The 15,800-nt window shown below is 60.5% G+C and carries 14 protein-coding genes and 5 tRNA genes; 5 read left to right on the top strand and 14 right to left on the bottom strand.

The window, feature by feature from the left end:
* The first annotated feature begins 3 nt into the window (after positions 1-3).
* Both ACA062_RS09260 and ACA062_RS09255 read left to right on the top strand, forming a co-directional pair.
* Positions 4-624 (top strand): lysophospholipid acyltransferase family protein, encoded by a 621-nt coding sequence (locus tag ACA062_RS09260; protein WP_497456108.1) that lies wholly within the window; start codon positions 4-6, stop codon positions 622-624.
* Position 625: 1 nt separating this feature from the next.
* Complete coding sequence (locus ACA062_RS09255) at positions 626-1,558, top strand: phosphatidate cytidylyltransferase (RefSeq protein ID WP_497456107.1); 933 nt, start codon at positions 626-628, stop codon at positions 1,556-1,558.
* Between the two features lie 101 nt (positions 1,559-1,659).
* Here ACA062_RS09255 and ACA062_RS09250 read toward each other — a convergent pair whose 3' ends face one another.
* From ACA062_RS09250 to uvrB, 11 genes are all read right to left on the bottom strand, one after another.
* Positions 1,660-2,106, bottom strand: a complete 447-nt coding sequence (locus ACA062_RS09250) for an Hsp20 family protein (RefSeq protein WP_140893592.1) — start codon at positions 2,104-2,106, stop codon at positions 1,660-1,662.
* 122 nt (positions 2,107-2,228) lie between these two features.
* Positions 2,229-3,188, bottom strand: coding sequence for a tRNA dihydrouridine synthase (locus ACA062_RS09245; RefSeq protein ID WP_150765169.1), 960 nt, complete (start codon positions 3,186-3,188; stop codon positions 2,229-2,231).
* Positions 3,189-3,396: 208 nt separating this feature from the next.
* On the bottom strand, positions 3,397-3,846 hold the full coding sequence (locus tag ACA062_RS09240) for an acyl-CoA thioesterase (RefSeq protein ID WP_497456106.1): 450 nt from the start codon (positions 3,844-3,846) through the stop codon (positions 3,397-3,399).
* Between the two features lie 48 nt (positions 3,847-3,894).
* Complete coding sequence (locus ACA062_RS09235; protein ID WP_497456105.1) at positions 3,895-4,728, bottom strand: alpha/beta fold hydrolase; 834 nt, start codon at positions 4,726-4,728, stop codon at positions 3,895-3,897.
* A gap of 31 nt (positions 4,729-4,759) precedes the next feature.
* Positions 4,760-5,299 carry a TetR/AcrR family transcriptional regulator gene (locus ACA062_RS09230; RefSeq protein ID WP_497456104.1) on the bottom strand — a complete coding sequence of 180 codons (540 nt, stop codon included), beginning with the start codon at positions 5,297-5,299 and terminating at the stop codon, positions 4,760-4,762.
* Positions 5,300-5,481: 182 nt separating this feature from the next.
* Positions 5,482-5,557, bottom strand: a tRNA-Glu gene (locus ACA062_RS09225).
* Positions 5,558-5,637: 80 nt separating this feature from the next.
* Positions 5,638-5,713: transfer RNA gene (locus ACA062_RS09220), tRNA-Ala, on the bottom strand.
* Positions 5,714-5,766: 53 nt separating this feature from the next.
* A tRNA-Glu gene (locus ACA062_RS09215) sits at positions 5,767-5,842 on the bottom strand.
* A 79-nt stretch (positions 5,843-5,921) separates the two neighbouring features.
* Positions 5,922-5,997: transfer RNA gene (locus tag ACA062_RS09210), tRNA-Ala, on the bottom strand.
* Between the two features lie 255 nt (positions 5,998-6,252).
* Positions 6,253-7,734: a glutamate--tRNA ligase gene (gene gltX / locus ACA062_RS09205; protein ID WP_497456103.1), complete on the bottom strand. Its 1,482-nt coding sequence runs from the start codon at positions 7,732-7,734 to the stop codon at positions 6,253-6,255.
* An 819-nt stretch (positions 7,735-8,553) separates the two neighbouring features.
* A complete protein-coding gene (gene uvrB, locus ACA062_RS09200) occupies positions 8,554-10,569 on the bottom strand; it encodes an excinuclease ABC subunit UvrB (protein WP_497456102.1) in 2,016 nt (671 codons plus the stop codon).
* A 339-nt stretch (positions 10,570-10,908) separates the two neighbouring features.
* On the opposite strand from uvrB, the gene ACA062_RS09195 reads away from it, so the two are divergent.
* Together ACA062_RS09195 and ACA062_RS09190 are read left to right on the top strand one after the other, a co-directional pair.
* On the top strand, positions 10,909-12,105 hold the full coding sequence (locus ACA062_RS09195; RefSeq protein WP_497456101.1) for an amino acid aminotransferase: 1,197 nt from the start codon (positions 10,909-10,911) through the stop codon (positions 12,103-12,105).
* Between the two features lie 230 nt (positions 12,106-12,335).
* Positions 12,336-12,545, top strand: coding sequence for a hypothetical protein (locus ACA062_RS09190; protein ID WP_128870954.1), 210 nt, complete (start codon positions 12,336-12,338; stop codon positions 12,543-12,545).
* On the opposite strand, the gene ACA062_RS09185 is transcribed toward ACA062_RS09190, so the two are convergent.
* Positions 12,542-12,772, bottom strand: a complete 231-nt coding sequence (locus ACA062_RS09185) for a hypothetical protein (protein WP_008007186.1) — start codon at positions 12,770-12,772, stop codon at positions 12,542-12,544. The two genes, ACA062_RS09190 and ACA062_RS09185, sit on opposite strands and share 4 nt — an antisense overlap.
* A gap of 227 nt (positions 12,773-12,999) precedes the next feature.
* On the opposite strand from ACA062_RS09185, the gene ACA062_RS09180 reads away from it, so the two are divergent.
* Positions 13,000-13,075 (top strand) — tRNA-Asn (locus ACA062_RS09180).
* A 172-nt stretch (positions 13,076-13,247) separates the two neighbouring features.
* Here ACA062_RS09180 and ACA062_RS09175 read toward each other — a convergent pair.
* Positions 13,248-14,765, bottom strand: a complete 1,518-nt coding sequence (locus tag ACA062_RS09175) for a nucleobase:cation symporter-2 family protein (RefSeq protein ID WP_497456100.1) — start codon at positions 14,763-14,765, stop codon at positions 13,248-13,250.
* 141 nt (positions 14,766-14,906) lie between these two features.
* Positions 14,907-15,734 carry an arylamine N-acetyltransferase family protein gene (locus tag ACA062_RS09170; RefSeq protein WP_497456099.1) on the bottom strand — a complete coding sequence of 276 codons (828 nt, stop codon included), beginning with the start codon at positions 15,732-15,734 and terminating at the stop codon, positions 14,907-14,909.
* Positions 15,735-15,800 lie beyond the last annotated feature (66 nt).

Here is a 15,800-nt window from a genome sequence, read left to right as displayed (position 1 = left end):
TTCATGCTCGCAACCGCGGTTGCCACCCTCATCATCTCGGGCGCCCGCCTGCTCACCGGCGCCCGCAGCCTGTGGCTCGGGTGTGCGCCGCAGGCGGTGCAGCGCATCTACTTTGCCAACCACAGCAGCCATGGCGACTTCGTGTTGTTGTGGGCCTCCTTGCCGCCCACCTTGCGCCGCATCACCCGGCCGGTGGCCGGCGCCGATTACTGGCTCAAAAGCCCGCTGCGCCGTTACATCATCAACCGGGTGTTCAATGGCGTAATGATCGACCGTGAACGCAAGGAGAGCGACTACAACCCCTTGCAACCGATGCTCGATGCCCTGGAAAACGGCGATTCGCTGATCATTTTCCCTGAAGGCACGCGCAACCCCGAGGACGGCCTGCTGCCGTTCAAAAGCGGGCTGTACCACCTGGCAAAAGCCTATCCCCAGGCTCAATTGATCCCGGTGTGGATCGCCAACCTCAACCGCGTCATGCCCAAAGGCCGCGTCCTGCCGCTGCCGCTGTTATGCACCATCAGCTTTGGCGCCGCCCTGGCCCTCGGCGAAGAAGAAACCAAGGCGCAATTTCTTGAACGCAGCCGCGACGCGCTGTTGAGCCTGGCCGAGGAGCAAGCCTGACATGGACAGACAAACCCTGATGTTGTTTGGCGGGATTGGCGCGTTTCTGCTGCTGGCCTCGGTGATCGGTTTCATGCTCAAGCGGCGCGCTGGCGGCACGGCGAACCCGGTGATCGACAACCTCAACGCCCGGATCAATGCCTGGTGGGTCATGGTGCTGGTGATCGGTATCGCCTTCTGGCTCGGCACCACGGCGGTGATCCTGTTGTTCTACACCGTGTCTTTCTACGCCCTGCGCGAATTCATGACCCTCACGCCGACCCGCCGCAGCGACTACCCGGCACTGGTGGCGGCGTTCTACCTGGCACTGCCGCTGCAGTACCTGCTCATCTACTACGACTGGTACGGGCTGTTTTCGATCTTCATCCCGGTGTACGTGTTCCTGCTCCTGCCGATCCTCGCGTCCCTGGGCGGCGACAGCACGCACTTTCTCGAACGCGCCTCGAAAGTCCAATGGGGCTTGATGATCGCGGTGTTCTGTGTGTCCCACGTGCCCGCCCTGCTGACCCTCGATATCGCCGGCTATCAAGGGCGAAACCTGCTGTTGATCGCCTATCTGGTGATCGTGGTGCAGATGTCGGATGTACTGCAGTACGTCTGCGGAAAACTGTTCGGCAAACGCAAGATCGCCCCCAAGCTGTCGCCGTCCAAGACGGTGGAAGGCTTTGTCGGTGGCATCCTCCTGGCGTCGTTGATCGGTTGTGCCTTGTGGTGGATCACGCCGTTCAATCCCTGGCAGTCACTGCTCATCGCCCTGCTGATCAACCTGCTGGGGTTCGCCGGCGGCATTGTGATGTCGGCAATCAAGCGCGACCGTGGCGTGAAGGATTGGGGGCACATGATCGAAGGCCACGGCGGCATGCTCGACCGCCTGGATTCGGTGTGCTTTGCGGCGCCGATCTTCTTTCACCTGGTCCGGTATGGGTGGACCTGATGGCATGGACCCACCCTGCAAAAAAAAAGACCCCGACAGGTCGGGGTCTTTTGGCTTCAGCCGGCAGCGTCGTACTCAGACGACCCTGCGCGGGGTCCGACTCAATGCTGCAGAGCCGGTTTTTGCGTCCCGTTGATCGGGATGCGTTTGGCTTTCGCCTCTTCCGGAATCACCCGCAACAGGTCGATGCTCAACAGACCGTTGCTCAGGCCGGCGGCCTTGATTTCGATATGGTCCGCCAGGCGGAAGGACAGTTTGAAGGCCCGCTGGGCGATGCCCTGGTACAGATAAGTGACGTCTTCGTTCGCGTCACGTTTGCCGCCACTGATGGTCAGCACACCTTTTTCCACTTGCAGCTCCAGGTCTTCTTCCTGGAAGCCGGCGGCCGCCACGACGATGCGGTATTGGTCGTCGCCGTGTTTTTCCACGTTGTAGGGTGGATAGGTGCTGCCTGGTTCGTTGCGCAGGGCGGTTTCGAACAGGTCATTGAAACGGTCGAAGCCCACCGAGGAACGGAACAGCGGGGCCATGGAAAATGCAGTACTCATGATTCAAATCTCCTGAAAACAGATCAGCAAGTTTTTTTGTCTCCGCGACCCGGATTCGGCATCGCGTAATTCCAAAATAGGGACCGCTGACTGGTTTTCAAGAGGGTATTTTCAGATTTTTTTCAGGCCGCTTCGGCCACCTGCAGCCCCAGTAAACGCGAGACCTGGTCCAGTTCGGTTTCACGGCGCAGGACAGTGAACAGCTCTACCGCTTCGGGATAATTGCGGGTCAGCATCGCCAGCCACTGCTTCAAGCGACCGGGCGATTGACGCGGGGTCATCTGCGCCTTGGCCTGCAGCCAGAAGTCCTGGATCAGCGGCAGCAGTTCGGCCCAGGTCATCTCGACCACTTCCTCACCGGCACGTGCCGCAGCGATTTGCCGGGCCAGATCGGGGCGCGAGACCAGGCCGCGACCGAGCATGATGTCTTCCACACCGCTGATCTCGCGGCAACGGCGCCAGTCCTCGACGCTCCAGATATCGCCATTGGCAAACACCGGCACCTTGACCACGTCCTGCACCCGCGGGATCCACTCCCAATGGGCCGGTGGCTTGTAACCGTCAGTCTTGGTCCGCGCATGCACCACAATGTGCGCCGCGCCGCCTTCAGCCAGGGCCGTGGCGCAGACCAGGGCGCCGTCGGGGCTGTCGAACCCGAGGCGCATCTTGGCGGTCACCGGGATGTGCGCCGGTACCGCGCGACGCACGTGTTCGACGATTTCGTTGAGCAGTTCCGGTTCCTTGAGCAATACCGCACCGCCACGGGACTTGTTGACGGTCTTGGCCGGGCAGCCGAAGTTCAGGTCGATGACCTCGGAACCGAGCTCGCAGGCCAGCGCGGCGTTTTCCGCCAGGCACACCGGATCGGACCCGAGCAACTGCACCCGCAACGGCACGCCGGACGCAGTGCGGGCGCCGGTCAGCAGTTCCGGACCGAACTTGTGGTAATAGGCAGGGGTGAGCAGCTGATCGTTGATCCGGATGAACTCGGTCACGCACCAGTCGATACCGCCCACACGGGTCAGCACGTCCCGCAGGATGTTGTCGACCAACCCCTCCATGGGCGCCAAAGCAATTTGCATGAAAAACACACTCGACGAAAAACGTGCGGCAGTTTACCGGGTTTCAGAAGAAATCCGCAGAACATCGCAGATCCCCTGTAGGAGCGAGCTTGCTCCGGGCGGCGTTCCGACGAAAATCGTCAACGATAACGCGACAAGCCTGATTCCCCGCAGCGCTCTCAGGTTTTTCGTCGGAGCGCCGCCCGGAGCAAGCTCGCTCCTACAAGGATTAGATCTTGGTCGTATCCAACATCTGCAACGCCGGGCCGTAACCCTCGATAAACTCCACCGGCATGCGCTTGGGCTTGCCAGTCGACAGTTCGATACAGACAAAGGTGGTCTGCGCCCGCAGCAACGTGGTGTTGTCGCTGGGGCGCTTCAACTGGAAGTGCCGGGTCATTTTCAGGCGCTGGTCCCAATCGACGATCCAGGTCGCCAACTGCAACTCATCGTCTTCATAGGCGGCCGCCAGGTAATCGATCTCGTGCCGCACCACCGCCATCGCCCGGTCCAGCCGCCGGTACTCGACCAGGTCCAGGCCGAGCCGCTGGGAGTGGCGCCAGGCGCAGCGTTCGAGCCAGGTCACATACACCGCGTTATTGGCGTGACCCAGCCCGTCGATGTCCTCGGCGCCCACTTGCAGATCAATGATAAACGGCGTTGCCCGATCCCAGCCCATGCCCCACTCCCGGTCAGATGATGTCGACCGGGGCAGTGTAACGGATGCTCAAGCCGATTGGCGCGATTGCAGGCTACGACCGGACAGCAGTGCCAGCACGCCATCGATCACCCGGGGATCGGCCAGCACCCGTTGATGACCGCCCTCTTCCAGGCGCAACAGACGGCTGTCGAACCAGGCTTCGTGGATCAGCTGGGATTCCTTGACCGAGACATAGTTGTCGTCTTCGGCATGCACGATCAGGCCGGGCATGTCGAGCTGATAGTGCGCGACATCCAGCGTCGCGGCACGCATGCCGACGTCTCGCTCGACCTGACGGATGAACGCCGAACGGGCTTTGGGCGGCAGCCGCACGTAACGCGCGAAGCCGCGCAGCACCCCGAGGATGCGTGCCGGGGCAGCGATGGTCACCAGGGTTTCGGTACGCAGGCCCAACTGCACGGCGAGCATGGCACTGGCGCCGCCCATGGAGTGGCCGATGACCGCCTGCAGGGGCGGCAACTCGGCAGCCGCCTCAAGCATGGCCCGGGCGAACAGCACCAGATTCGCTTCATGGCCGGGTGAGCGACCGTGGGCGGGACCGTCCAGCGCCACTACGGTGTAACCGGCATCGACCAGCGCGGTGATCAGGCTGGCAAACTGCGTCGGCCGACCTTCCCAACCGTGCATCAGCAACACCGCCGGGCCCTGCCCCCAACGCAAGGCCGAGAGGCCGAAGCGCAAGGTGATCCGTTCGGATTTGGCCAGCAGCGGCAATTCCCAGTCACGCGGCGGCAGGTCCCGCGGCGTCATGAACGCCAGTCGCATTTTGCTTGCGACCAGTTGTGGTGCGAACCAGCCCAAGGTGCCATTAACGCCACGAACCCACTTCAACGTGCTCATCGCTCTCACTCCCCAGGCTGACGCCTTCAGGTCACAGCACCGCCGACTTGGCGGCGCGCAGCAGTCGATCGGACAACTCTCCCGGCCCCAGCGCGCGTGCCAGGGCCAGGCCACCGACCATCAAGGCCATGTCGGCCAGGGCTTTGTCGGTGTCTTCGGGGCTGGCCGCCAACTGCGCGACCATCATTTCCACATGCTCATTCAAGGCCACTCGAAATTCGTCCGGCAGCCGGCCCAGCTCGCCGACAGACGCCGGGATCGGGCACGCTGAGTCAGAGGAATCACGGTGCTTGCGTGACAGGTAGAACGCCGCGACCAGGGCGCGACGCTCTTCGCCGGTCAACTCGGCATCCATGTCGGCGATCAAGCCACGGCGATGACTGAGCAATTGCTTGAACGCTTCCAGCATCATCGCGTCCTTGCTGTCGAAGTGGGCGTAGAAACCGCCGACGGTCAGGCCGGCTGCGCCCATCACTTCGCCCACGCTCGGTTCGGCCGGGCCGCGCTGGATCAGCGCTGCGCTGGCGGCCTTGAGAATGCGTTCGCGGGTTTGAGCTTTTTTATCGTTCATCGTTGCCTCCGAATATTACGACTAGAATATTATTCTCATAATAATTTTCCGCAAGTCGTGGATGTGACCGCTGGTCTGAAGAACAGTTTGAAAGAAAGGGGGGATTTGGCCAAACGCCAGACAAACAAAAGGGCCATTCAATGATTGAATGACCCCTATAAATCCCGCAGAGCGGGTAATCGTGGCGTCCCCTAGGGGACTCGAACCCCTGTTACCGCCGTGAAAGGGCGGTGTCCTAGGCCACTAGACGAAGGGGACGCAAAACCTTCTATACAACTGATCAGTGCTGAGAGCTGATCGATTCAAGGCCGGTGTGGCCAGACCTTGAACTGTAAAATTGGTGGAGCTTAGCGGGATCGAACCGCTGACCTCCTGCATGCCATGCAGGCGCTCTCCCAGCTGAGCTAAAGCCCCGGATTTTTCGCCTCGCGGCGGAGCGACATCTTGCAACATCGCTTCTGTAAAACTGGCGTCCCCTAGGGGACTCGAACCCCTGTTACCGCCGTGAAAGGGCGGTGTCCTAGGCCACTAGACGAAGGGGACGCAAACCCTTCTATACAACAGATCAACGCTGAGTGTTGATCGCTTCAAGGCCGGTGTGGCCAGGCCTTGAAGTGTAAATTGGTGGAGCTAGACGGGATCGAACCGTCGACCTCTTGCATGCCATGCAAGCGCTCTCCCAGCTGAGCTATAGCCCCTCATCGTTGATGTCATCGCTGAGGACGGGGCGAATCTTAAGGGCGTATCGAAAGCCTGTCAAATTTATTTTTGAAATATTTCAAAGTTTTTTGCCGACATAACAATCACTTACCGCCCTCCCCCCCGAAAACACCGGGGTTCAGGAATGATCGCTGTAGGAGCCGGCTTGCTGGCGAAAGCGTTTTCACTGGCATCGCAAGGCTCGAGGCCGCCTTCGCCGGCAAGCCGGCTCCTACAATGTCAGGCGCGCAGGATCAGGCGATATTGCCCAGCAGTTTTTCCCACTCCTTGTTTTCTTTCTTCGACACGCCGCCCAGCAGGTCGATGGCCTGGCGCAGACGGAAACGGGTCAGGTCCGGACCGAGGATCTCCATCGCATCGAGCACCGACACCGAACTGGCCTGGCCGGTGATCGCGGCGAACATCAGTGGCATGGCGTCACGCAACTTCAGCTCCAGGGAGTCGACCACCGCCTGGATCGTCGCGGTGATGTTGTCCTTCTCCCACTGACGCAGGCTTTCGAGTTTCCACAGGATCAACTGCATCAACTGGCGAACCTGATCGCTCGAGAGCTTTTTCGATTCGAACAGCCTGGCATCCGGATTGACCCCACCGGCGAAGAAGAAACCCGCCAGTGGTGCCACCTGGCTGAAGGTTTCAACCCGGCCTTGCACGTGCGGCGCGATCTTCATCATGTATTCAGGGTTCAGCGCCCAGGTTTGCAGGCGCGAAGCGAACTCTTCCACCGGCAGGTCACGCAGCCACTGGCCGTTGAGCCACGATAGCTTCTCGATGTCGAAAATCGGGCCGCCGAGGGAGACGCGGCTCAGGTCGAAGTGGTCGACCATTTCCTGCAGCGAGAACTTCTCGCGCTCGTCCGGCATCGACCAGCCCATGCGGCCGAGGTAGTTGAGCATGGCTTCCGGCATGAAACCCATGCGCTCGTAGAACGTGACCGAGGTCGGGTTCTTGCGCTTGGACAGCTTGCTCTTGTCCGGGTTACGCAGCAGCGGCATGTAGCACAGCTCCGGCTGTTCCCAGCCAAAGTATTCGTACAGCAGAATGAGTTTCGGTGCCGATGGCAGCCATTCTTCACCGCGCAGGACGTGAGTGATGCCCATCAGATGGTCGTCGACCACGTTGGCCAGGAAGTACGTCGGCAGGCCGTCGGTCTTCATCAGCACTTGCATGTCCATGCGATCCCACGGGATCTCGACGTCGCCACGCAGCATGTCCGGCACCACACAGACGCCTTCGCTCGGCACCTTCATGCGGATCACATGAGGTTCGCCGGCGGCCAGGCGGGCAGCCACTTCTTCCTTGGACAGCAACAGCGCACGGCCGTCGTAACGCGGGGTTTCGCCACGGGCCATTTGTTCGGCGCGCATCTGGTCCAGCTCTTCGGCGGTGCAGAAGCACGGGAAGGCGTGGCCCATCTCGACCAGCTGCTGGCAATACTTCTGATAGATATCGCCGCGCTCGCTCTGCCGGTAAGGACCGTGCGGACCGCCGACGTCCGGGCCTTCGCTCCAGTCGATGCCCAGCCAGCGCAGGGCGTCGAAAATCTGCTGTTCGGACTCGCGGGTCGAACGCAACTGATCGGTGTCCTCGATCCGCAGGATGAACTCACCGCCGTGCTGCTTGGCAAAGCAGTAGTTGAACAAAGCGATGTAAGCGGTACCTACGTGGGGATCCCCGGTAGGCGATGGCGCGATGCGAGTGCGGACGGTGGTCATGGCATGTCTCGAAAAGAATGAAAAGCGAAGATAAAACAGGGGGCGAATGGTAACAGGCGTAGCCTGCCTGGCTCCAGTCGGTGGGGCATATAAGCCATTATTGCGTTGGGGGGGGTCAGCTTTGTGGCGGTGTTGCCTGCCAGGCGCTGGCAGGCTGGACTGAAGGCTGGGGAAGCGCACCAATTGATAGGTGTAGCGCTCCGACGGGCCTCATCGCGAGCAAGCTCGCTCCCACAGGGGTTGTCGGTGCTCACACACTCTGTGTCCATCTCCCATAGGGATTGAAGGTGTTCACACACTCTGTGTCCATCTCCCATAGGGATTGAAGGTGTTCACACACTCTGTGTCCATCTCCCATAGGGATTGAAGGTGTTCACACACTCTGTGTCCATCTCCAACAAGGGTTGAAGGTGTTCACACACTCTGTGTCCATCTCCAACAAGGATTGAAGGTGTTCACACACTCTGTGTCCATCTCCAACAAGGGTTGAAGGTGTTCACACACTCTGTGTCCATCTCCAACAAGGGTTGAAGGTGTTCACACACTCTGTGTCCATCTCCAACAAGGGTTGAAGGTGTTCACACACTCTGTGTCCATCTCCAACAAGGATTGAAGGTGTTCACACACTCTGTGTCCATCTCCAACAAGGGTTGAAGGTGTTCACACACTCTGTGTCCATCTCCAACAAGGGTTGAAGGTGTTCACACACTCTGTGTCCATCTCCAACAAGGATTGAAGGTGTTCACAACTATGTGCCCACCCACAATCCCTGTGGGAGCGAGCTTGCTCGCGATGAGGCCGGCCCATTCACCGCACATCTCAAACAGTGATCAACCGCTCCCGCAACTTGCTGATTTCATCACGCAGCTGCGCCGCCGCTTCGAATTCCAGGTCGCGGGCGAGCTGGTACATCTTCTCTTCCAAGGCTTTAATGCGTTTGGCGATTTCCCCCGGCGAACGCAGTTCGGCTTCGTACCTGGCACTTTCCTCGGCGGCCTTGGCCATGCCCTTGCGCTTCTTGCTGCGCGAACCCGGCACGGTGGCGCCTTCCATGATGTCGGCCACGTCCTTGAACACCCCCTTGGGCGTGATGCCGTTGGCCAGGTTGAAGGCGATCTGCTTGTCGCGACGCCGTTCGGTCTCGCCGATCGCCCGCTCCATGGAACCGGTGATCCGATCCGCATACAGAATTGCCCGGCCATTGAGATTGCGCGCCGCGCGCCCGATGGTCTGGATCAGCGAGCGCTCGGAACGCAGAAAGCCTTCCTTGTCCGCATCGAGAATCGCCACCAGCGACACTTCCGGCATGTCCAGGCCTTCCCGCAGCAGGTTGATCCCCACCAACACATCGAAGGTGCCCAGGCGCAGATCACGGATGATCTCGACCCGCTCCACAGTGTCGATGTCCGAGTGCAGATAGCGCACGCGCACGCCGTGGTCGGCCAGGTAATCGGTCAAGTCCTCGGACATGCGCTTGGTCAGCGTGGTCACCAGCACCCGCTCTTCCAGCGCCACGCGTTTGCCGATTTCCGAGAGCAGATCGTCGACCTGAGTCAGTGCCGGGCGGATTTCGATTTGCGGGTCCACCAGGCCCGTCGGACGCACCAGTTGCTCGACGACGCGACCGGCGTGTTCCGCCTCATAATTGCCCGGCGTCGCCGAGACAAAAATCGTCTGCGGGCTGATGTTTTCGAATTCGTCGAACCGCATCGGCCGGTTATCCAGCGCCGACGGCAGGCGGAAACCGTATTCCACCAGCGTTTCCTTGCGCGAGCGGTCACCCTTATACATCGCGCCGACCTGCGGCACGCTGACGTGGGACTCGTCGATCACCAGCAAGGCATCGGCCGGCAGGTAGTCGAACAAGGTCGGCGGCGCCTGGCCGGATTCACGGCCCGACAGGTAGCGCGAGTAGTTTTCGATGCCGTTGCAGTAACCCAGCTCGAGGATCATCTCCAGGTCGAAACGGGTGCGCTGTTCCAGGCGCTGGGCTTCCACCAGCTTGTTGTTGGAGCGCAGGTAGTCCAGACGCTCCTGCAGCTCGACCTTGATCCCCTCCACGGCACCCAGCAGGGTTTCCCGCGGCGTCACGTAGTGGCTTTTCGGGTAGAAGGTGAACCGCGGCAGCTTGCGGATCACTTCGCCGGTCAGCGGATCGAAGGCTGACAGGCTCTCGACTTCGTCATCGAACAGCTCGATGCGAATCGCTTCGAAATCGGATTCTGCCGGATGGATATCGATCACATCGCCGCGCACCCGGAAGGTCGCACGGGCGAACTCCATATCGTTGCGGGTGTATTGCAGGTCGGCGAGCCGGCGCAGCAGCGCACGCTGATCGAGTTTGTCGCCACGATCCACATGCAGCACCATCTTCAAATAGGTTTCCGGGCTACCCAGACCGTAGATGCACGACACTGTGGTGACGATGATCGCGTCCTTGCGCTCGAGCAACGCCTTGGTGGCGGACAGACGCATCTGCTCGATGTGGTCGTTGATCGAGGCATCTTTCTCGATGAAGGTGTCCGAGGACGGCACGTAAGCTTCGGGCTGGTAGTAGTCGTAGTACGAAACGAAGTATTCCACCGCGTTGTTCGGGAAGAACGCCTTGAATTCGCCGTATAACTGCGCGGCCAGGGTCTTGTTCGGCGCCAGCACCAGGGTCGGGCGCTGCACCTGGGCGATGACGTTGGCGATGCTGAAGGTCTTGCCCGAGCCGGTCACACCCAGCAACGTCTGGTGCGCCAGCCCGGCTTCGATGCCCTCGACCATCAGGCGGATGGCTTCCGGCTGATCGCCGGCGGGCTCGAAGCGGGTGACTAGCTGGAATTCAGACATACAAAACCTCTGGGTTCGCGCCTGGCCGGTCAAACCGGACAGCAACGAAAAAGACCGCAAACGACCGATGTCGCCCGAGGAAAAAACTGGGATTGTGCTCAATGTGGCGCCGAATGCCCGCGCTTTCAAGGCAAACGTCCTACAACCCTTGAAGTCTTTGACGCAATCAATCGACGAACGATCGAAAAATAATCGAGAAAACCTCGGTTAAAAGCCGAAATGCCTGTCGCCTTAAATCAGTGATGGCCTCTATACTAGCTCCCCGTTTGTGCACCGCTCTAGTGCATTCGGCTGGAGCGCGACACGTCCCTCCACTCTCCATTCAGAGCCGCCGCAAAAATGAGCCTGTTCTCCGCTGTCGAAATGGCACCACGCGATCCAATCCTGGGCCTCAACGAAGCATTCAACGCCGATACCCGTACCAACAAGGTCAACCTGGGGGTCGGTGTTTATTGCAACGAGGAGGGGCGAATTCCACTCCTGCGCGCCGTTGTCGAAGCCGAGACGACTCGCGTCGCTCAACATGCTTCCCGTGGCTATTTGCCGATCGACGGCATCGCGGCCTACGATCAGGCTGTGCAGAAACTGCTGTTCGGCAATGACTCGCCGCTGATCGCTGCCGGTCGCGTCATCACCACCCAGGCCGTCGGCGGTACCGGCGCCCTGAAAATCGGCGCCGACTTCCTCAAGCAACTGCTGCCGAACGCCGTCGTGGCGATCAGCGACCCGAGCTGGGAAAACCACCGCGCGCTGTTCGAAACCGCCGGCTTTCCGGTGCAGAACTACCGCTACTACGACGCCGCGACCCACGACGTCAACCGTGCCGGCCTGCTGGAAGACCTGAACGCCCTGCCGTCCGGTTCGATCGTGGTGCTGCATGCGTGCTGCCATAACCCGACCGGCGTCGACCTGAGCCCGGCAGACTGGAACAACGTACTGGAGGTGGTGAAAGCCAAAGGTCACGTGCCATTCCTCGACATGGCCTACCAGGGCTTTGGCGATGGCATCGACGAAGACGCCGCTGCCGTGCGCCTGTTCGCCGAATCGGGCCTGACCTTCTTCGTCTCCAGCTCGTTCTCCAAATCCTTCTCGTTGTACGGCGAGCGCGTCGGCGCCCTGTCGATCGTCAGCGAATCGAAAGAAGAAAGCGCCCGCGTGCTGTCGCAGGTCAAACGTGTGATCCGCACCAACTACTCCAACCCGCCGACCCACGGTGCCAGCATTGTCGCCGCCGTGCTGAACAGCCCGCAATTGCGCGCACAGTGGGAAGAAGAACTGGCCGAAATGCGCCTGCGGATTCGCGGCATGCGCACCCAGATGGTCGACCTGCTGGCCCGGAAAGCGCCCCAGCGTGATTTCAGCTTCGTCGGTCGCCAGCGCGGCATGTTCTCCTACTCCGGCCTGACCGTTGAGCAAGTGACCCGCCTGCGCAACGAGTTCGGCATCTACGCCCTGGACACCGGCCGTATCTGTGTTGCGGCGTTGAACCAGAGCAACATCGACGTCGTGACGGATGCGATCGTTCAGGTGATTTGATCCAGCTTGGCGATGTGAAACGGGAAGCCTATGGGCTTCCCGTTTTTATTTGGCTCAGATAATTTTCAACCCGCCAACCAAGCGCTCTAGACTGCACACATCTGCCCCCCCCTGTAGGAGCTGGCTTGCCAGCGAAGGCCTCAAGCCATGCATCGCCCATGAAAACGCCTTCGCCAGCAAGCCGGCTCCTACAGGTTTTGTGTACACCCGAGAATTTGATGAGAACCCACATGAAAAACGATGACCTACGCGCCGAGCGCGATGACCTGGATGACCTGGATGCCTTCGTCCCGCGCACCCCGGCCAAACGCGGGAACAACCTGGTAATGCAAGTGGCCGCTGGCGTCTTCCTCGGCGGCCTGGCCTTGTGGCTGGTGCAACTGGCCGCGACGATGCTGTACGCCAAACTGATGCTCGGCACCCTGACCTTCGGCGGTTAAGCCAGTTCGGTTGCTCGCTGGCTGGCGGCATCGTCATAGGCCACATACAGCGATTCGGCGACCTGACTTTTGATCGCCTTGGTGCTTTCCAGGCCGAGGACAAAGCCTTCGGCCTTGCCACCGGCGCGGTTCAATTCGTCAGCGGTGCTGGCCTGAGTGATCGCGTCGAACAACTTCTCCGCGTGAGGGCCAACCCCTTTGGGCAGACTGATCTGAGCGATACTCATGCAAGCACCTCGTGGTGGCGAGGCGTGAAGACTGGGTGATTCATGGCGCGTACCTTTTCGGCGAATGGCCGGCAGCGCGTGTAACCACTTCCGGGCGGCCATGGTAGACCTCCGGGGCCATTCTGGTAACCGTCAATGATCGATAAACCACCGTCCGTCTCATCGAAACCGTCCGATCGCCAACAGATGCTTGACTTCTCTTTTTGAATCAGTAACATACACGGCATTCCGCGATAGCTCAGTTGGTAGAGCAAGTGACTGTTAATCACTGGGTCCCTGGTTCGAGTCCAGGTCGTGGAGCCAGACAGCAAAATCGAAAAGCCCCCGAATCGAAAGGTTCGGGGGCTTTTTTGTGGCTGTCATAAAGTCAAAAGATCGCAGCCTGCGGCAGCTCCTACATTGGATTGGCGTACGCCTGTAGGAGCTGCCGCAGGCTGCGATCTTTTGATCTACCGCCTTTTACCAAGTAGTGCCGTCAGACATGCTCACTGCTTTTCGCCTGCACCGCCCGCGGTTCTGCATGCCCATGCTCTGCCTCGACCACCGGAATCTCCTTGCCGTCGCAGTCGTGCAGCTTGCCTTCGCTGAAATAATCCCCTTCGCGCAAGGCCGCCAGGTCCTGGTAACGCAGCACCCGCTCGGTACCTGCCGCAAACACCGATTGCTGGTCGGAGTTGCCGGCGGTGAGGTGGTTGAAGGTCAGGTTCAGCGCGATGGCCATGATCGCCGAGGAGCTGATGCCCGAGTGGAAGATCGTGGCGAACCAGCTTGGGAAGTGGTCGTAGAAGTTCGGTGCGGCGATGGGGATCATGCCGAAGCCGATGGACGTGGCAACAATGATCAGGTTGACGTTGTTGCGGTAGTCGACCTTGGACAGCGTACGAATGCCGCTGGCGGCCACGGTGCCGAACAACACGATGCCGGCTCCGCCAAGCACCGAGGTCGGTACCGCGGCAATCACCCGGCCCATGAACGGCAGCAGTCCGAGGATCACCAGGAACAAGCCGCCGGTAGCCACCACAAAACGGCTCTTGATCCCGGTCACGGCCACCAGCCCGACGTTCTGGGCAAAGGCGCTTTGGGTGAACGAGCCAAAGATCGGCGCGATCATGCTCGACAGCATGTCGGCACGCAGGCCGTTGCCCAGGCGTTTGGAATCAACCTTGGTGCCGATGATTTCACCGACCGCCAGAATGTCCGCCGACGTCTCCACCAGGGTCACCATGACCACGATGCACATCGACAGAATCGCCGCAAAGTGGAACGTCGGCATGCCGAAGTGGAACGGGGTCGGGAAGCCGAACATCGGGCCTTGGGTCACCGACGAGAAGTCCGCCATACCGAGGAACACCGCGACCACCGTACCGATGACCATGGCCAGCAGAATCGACAACCGGGAGATGGTCGCGCTGCCGATCTTGCTCAGCAACAGGACCAGCACCAGCGTCATCGCCGCCAGGCCGATGTTGGCCATGCTGCCGAAGTCCGGCGCATGACTGTTGCCGCCCATGGCCCAGCGCGCGGCCACCGGCATCAGCGTCAGGCCGATGGTGGTGATGACGATCCCCGTCACCAGCGGCGGGAAGAATTTGGTAATGCGCGAGAACACCGGCGTTATCAGTAAACCGATCAGGGACGCGGCAATCACCGCCCCGAGAATCGACTGGAAGCCACCCTCCCCGCCACTGCTGACAATCGCCACCATGGTCGCGACGCCAGAGAACGACACGCCCTGCACCAGCGGCAACTGGCAACCGAAAAACGGTAGACCCAGTGTTTGCAGCAACGTCGCCAGGCCTCCCGCAAACAATGAAGCAGCAATCAACAAACCGATGTCCGCCGGCGAGAGCCCGGCCGCCTGGCCGATGATCAAAGGCACCGCGACGATGCCGCCGTACATGGTCAGAACATGTTGCAGGCCGTAAGCCATATTCGCGCCGACCCCGAGATTTTCATCCTCGGGCCGTTGGTGTGAAACAGAGGGCGTTTTCATGGTTTGGGGGGTTCCCTGGTTTTTGTTGTGCGCACACTGTATTCAATACTTATGACAAATGTCTATAGAGTTGTATACAACTCATCGGTCAGATTATCGACATGTGCCCAAATTGCCCCATGCAATCTTGCAATGAGCCTCCTATGCGGGCTCGATCAACCGCCCAAGCACCCTCTTCAACCCTGCATGCTCCGGCACGCGAATCCCGAACTCGCGCTCCAGCAGCGCCACCAGTTCCTGTACATCCACCACCTGCCGCCGCTCGCTCTCGCTGCCGACCCGGTGAATCGCAAAGCTGCCGTTGTTCAGCGTACGCCGCCATCCGTCCCCGGTTCGCGCCACCATCAGCTGTTTTCTGAATGACGATTCGGGATGGGTCGAGACGTACCAGTTGCCGACGGCGTAGTCGATGTCTTCCTGGCGTTGCAGGTCGAAGATGTACATCGCCTTCCACTCCCCGGCGACCTTGGCGCGCAGGGTGTAGCCGTCGTCATGCCGCTCGATGCGATAGGGTTCGTGGGGGGTGAGCTGTTCGGTCGTGGAATCGAGTCTCAGCGGTGCGGTGGGCACCATGCCGCCGAAGCCGACGTCGGTGATGTAGCGCACGCCGTCCAGGATCACCAGGCTCAACCGGTGCGTGCGCGCGGTCCACGCGCCTTCGGCTTGGCCCATGACTACGCGGCCGGAGATGCCGCGTGCGTCGAAGCCCAGCGCCTGGAGCAGGGCCAGGTACAGGCTGTTGAGTTCATAGCAGTAACCGCCGCGACCCTCTCGCAGGACTTTTTGCTCCATGGACGGCAAGTCGATGAGCACGGGTTCGCCCGACAGGGTGGTGAGGTTTTCGAACGCAAAGATGCCGGTATGCCGCCATTGCAACAGGCGCAGGGTGTCCAGGGTCGGTGCCGGTGGGGCGTCGAAGCCCAGCTGTTGCAGGTACAACGCCAGGTGGGTCAGGCGGGGCTCGCTCATTGCTCGATCCTTATGCAGGGGCCGCAGATCTCTGCGCTGTTGGTCGCCATGTATAAGGGAAAAACC

It is taken from the genome of Pseudomonas sp. LBUM1679, assembly GCF_059695565.1.
Note: the sequence above shows the minus strand (reverse complement) of the source record. Positions and strands in the feature narration are given on the sequence as shown.